Below are 3,239 nucleotides of genomic sequence, written 5' to 3' on the forward strand. Positions count from 1 at the left end.
CCGGATACCACCCGTCGCCGTACCGCCCGGCCAATCGCAGCATGCGGCTTCCCTGCCCGCCGACCCAGATCTCGGGCAACCTGCCGGGTGGCGCCTTGAGGTCCATGGTCGCCCGGTCCAGCTGGAAGTGCCTGCCGGAGAACGACATCGGTCCGCGTGAGGTCAGGCACAGCCGGATCACCTGCAGGGCCTCCTCCAGCCGGCTCACCGGGTGGGTGAAGTCCAGACCGTAGGGTTCGATGTTCATCCGCTCCCCCGCGCCGATGCCGAGAATGGGAGCGCGCCTGGTCAGATGCGACGCCGTCACCATCGCCTGGGCGATCACAACGGGGTGGCGCCGGACGGCCTCGGTCACCCCGACACCCAGCCGCATCCGGCCCACCCGCGGGGCCAGATAGCCCATCATCACCTCGTAGTCGAACATCTCGTGCGGGCTGGGCCGCTGAGCCGCGATCCAGGTGAAGCCGGGGTCCCACACGGCCTGCGGAAAGACGTTCTGGAAGTGGTCGATGAGCATCACCGACTCCAGTCTCATCGTCCGCGCCGCCACCAGCGCCGCCCGCAGCACCGCCAGGGGCGGTTGCGTGCCAATCTGCAAGCCCACCAAAATCATTAACTCTCGCCCCCTCCGCGCCGCGGCCCCCCGTGGCCCACCCGCGTTCAGCCTATCCCTCGCCGATCCACGACTCCCGTGATGGAGTGGTGGTCATGAAGTGGTCGGAGTCGCTGCCCTACCTGCTCGCCGATGCGATCCGATCAGCCCACTCCGACCCGCAGCGGCTGGCCCGCCTGCAACGCAGCCGTCTGCGCAACCTCGTGCACCATGCGAGGACGGCGTCACCGTTCTACCGGGATCGCTATCGCAACCTGCCGTCCGACGTCGACGACGTCCATGCCCTGCCGGCCCTGGACAAGCCGACCCTGATGTCCCGATTCGACGACTGGGTCTCCGATCCGGATGTGACCCTGGCGGACCTGAAGAACACCTTCCTCAACCGCCAGGAGTGCCTTGGTCAGCTGTATCTCGGCCGCTACCTTGTCTCGACCACGTCCGGAACCACCGGGGAGCCGGCGATCCTGCTGCACGACCGGCTGTCCTGGCGGGTGTACAACATCGTGGGCCGCACCAGGCCCCAGCCCGTCATGGCGCGGATCAACCTCGCCGCCCTCGCACGGCGCGGCATCAGGACCGCAGCGCTGTTCGCCACCGGGGGCCACTTCGGAGCGGTGACGTTCATCGAGCGCACCCGGCGGGTCAGCTCTTTCATCTCCGCGCGAACCAGGGTCCTCTCGGTCCTGCGGCCGGTCGACGAGCTGGTCGCGGAGCTCAACGAGTTCCAGCCGACACTGCTCAGCGGCTATCCCAGCGTGTTCGTGCTACTGGCCGCTGAACAGCGCGCCGGCCGGCTCCGGATCACGCCGGTGAACATCCTGTGCGCCGGTGAATTGTTCACTCCCGCCATGCGCGAGGCCGTCACCCGGGCCTTCGGGTGTTCGGTGATCGAGGGGTACGCCGCAACCGAGGTACCCGGTCTCGCCATCGAATGCACCCGCGGGTTCCTGCACGTCAACTCCGACTGGTACATCCTCGAACCGGTGGACTACGACCGCCGGCCGGTGCCACCCGGCGTGCAGTCCGACAGCGTGCTCGTGACCAACCTCGCCAACCGCGTTCAGCCGATCATCCGCTACGACCTCGGCGATCGGGTGACGCTGCAACCACACCCGTGTGCCTGCGGCAGCCCGTTCCCGGTCGTCGCGGTCGAAGGCCGCACCAATGACGTCCTCACCTTGGCTGACTCCGAGCATCAGCCGGTACAGATCCTGCCGCTGGCCCTCGGGTCTGTGATCGAGGAGAGTCCCGGCGTCCACCGATTTCAGGCCATCGCAACCGGACCCCGCGAGCTCACCATCCGTCTGGACGTGGACAACGAGGCGACCAGGAGTGCGGTGGAGCGCGGGGTGGAACGCCGGGTGCGCGACTTCCTGCGCAGCCACGGGGTGACGGAGGTGACGATCACCTGCGCCGCCGAGACGCCGCGACAAGAGCCGCGCAGCGGCAAGCTCCGCCAGATCCTGCGGTCCTGACCCGCTGCCTAAGGCGACCCCGTGGTGCGAAAGCCGTTCGCGCGCAGTGAACCGGGGTGGCCGGGTGCCGGTGAGGTCCGCAGTGGGCGCACACTAGAGGTCATCGAAAGGGGTGGCCATGGCGCGCTACGTGACAACGGTGCGGACCGCGAAGACTCCGCAGGAGGCCTTCGCCTACATGGCCGACCTCCGCAACTTCGCCGAGTGGGATCCCGGCGTGAGGGCCGTCCGGCAGGTGGAAGGTTCGGGCGGCGGCCCGGACAGCGTGTTCGACGTCACCGTCGCCGGTGTCGGCCGCGACCTGACGTTGCGGTACGTGACCGAGGAGTACGACGCACCGCGAAACCTTCTCGTGGTGGCCCGCAGCACCGTGTTCACCTCGATCGACCGGATCACCGTCGAGCCGGACGGCGCCGGATCGGTCGTCACCTACGACGCGGATCTCCGTTTGAACGGAGTGCTGCGCGTGGGCGATCTGGGCCTGCGACTGGTGTTCGGCCAGATCGGTGACCGGGCTGCCGCCGGCCTGCGCCGGGCGCTCGGTGCGCAGGTCTGATACCGGGCCTCGGCGCATCCATGAGAGGTCTCGATCAGGTCCCGAGTAGGTGTTACCCAGGAGCTCTGCCTGGAAAGCGATCGTGCCCTCTAGGCCGAACTCATTGCGCCTCTCGCGCTGAACCCCATAGATAAGACTGTGCAGATGACCGAACCAAGCGCGGCCCGTGTGGCGGTGTACCTCGACTTCGACAACATCGTGATCTCCCGCTACGACCAGGTCAACGGCCGCAACTCTTTTCAACGCGACAAAGCCAAGGGCCTCGAGTCCTCGCACCTGGCCCGGGCGCGGGTTGACGTGGGCGCGATCCTGGATTTCGCGTCATCCTTCGGCACTGTGGTGCTCACCCGGGCCTACGCCGACTGGTCGGCCGGGGTCAACGCCGAATACCGCGAGCAACTGGTAGGCCGGGCGGTGGACCTGGTGCAGCTGTTCCCGGCGGCGGCGTACGGCAAGAACGGCGCCGACATCCGCCTGGCGGTCGACGCCGTGGAGGATATGTTCCGACTGCCCGACCTAACCCACGTGGTGATCGTCGCCGGCGATTCGGACTACATCCCGCTGGCGCAGCGGTGCAAGCGGCTGGGCCGCTACG

Annotated in this window: 4 protein-coding genes; 3 read left to right on the forward strand and 1 reads right to left on the reverse strand. The window is 67.9% G+C overall.

The features are described 5' to 3' along the window. A partial coding sequence (locus tag ADBZ5N_RS18235) for an LLM class flavin-dependent oxidoreductase (RefSeq protein ID WP_526259904.1) occupies positions 1 to 613 on the reverse strand: 613 nt, incomplete at its 3' end. 95 nt (positions 614 to 708) lie between these two features. On the opposite strand from ADBZ5N_RS18235, the gene ADBZ5N_RS18240 reads away from it, so the two are divergent. From ADBZ5N_RS18240 to ADBZ5N_RS18250, 3 genes are all read left to right on the forward strand, one after another. Then, positions 709 to 2,088, forward strand: coding sequence for a phenylacetate--CoA ligase family protein (locus ADBZ5N_RS18240; protein ID WP_526259906.1), 1,380 nt, complete (start codon positions 709 to 711; stop codon positions 2,086 to 2,088). A gap of 118 nt (positions 2,089 to 2,206) precedes the next feature. Further along, positions 2,207 to 2,644 carry an SRPBCC family protein gene (locus ADBZ5N_RS18245; RefSeq protein WP_526259909.1) on the forward strand — a complete coding sequence of 146 codons (438 nt, stop codon included), beginning with the start codon at positions 2,207 to 2,209 and terminating at the stop codon, positions 2,642 to 2,644. Positions 2,645 to 2,788: 144 nt separating this feature from the next. Next, positions 2,789 to 3,239, forward strand: a 451-nt coding sequence (locus ADBZ5N_RS18250) for an NYN domain-containing protein (RefSeq protein ID WP_526259911.1), incomplete at its 3' end; no start/stop codon positions are given.

This window comes from Mycobacterium sp., assembly GCF_044370595.1.
In the GTDB taxonomy this organism is placed as follows: domain Bacteria; phylum Actinomycetota; class Actinomycetes; order Mycobacteriales; family Mycobacteriaceae; genus Mycobacterium.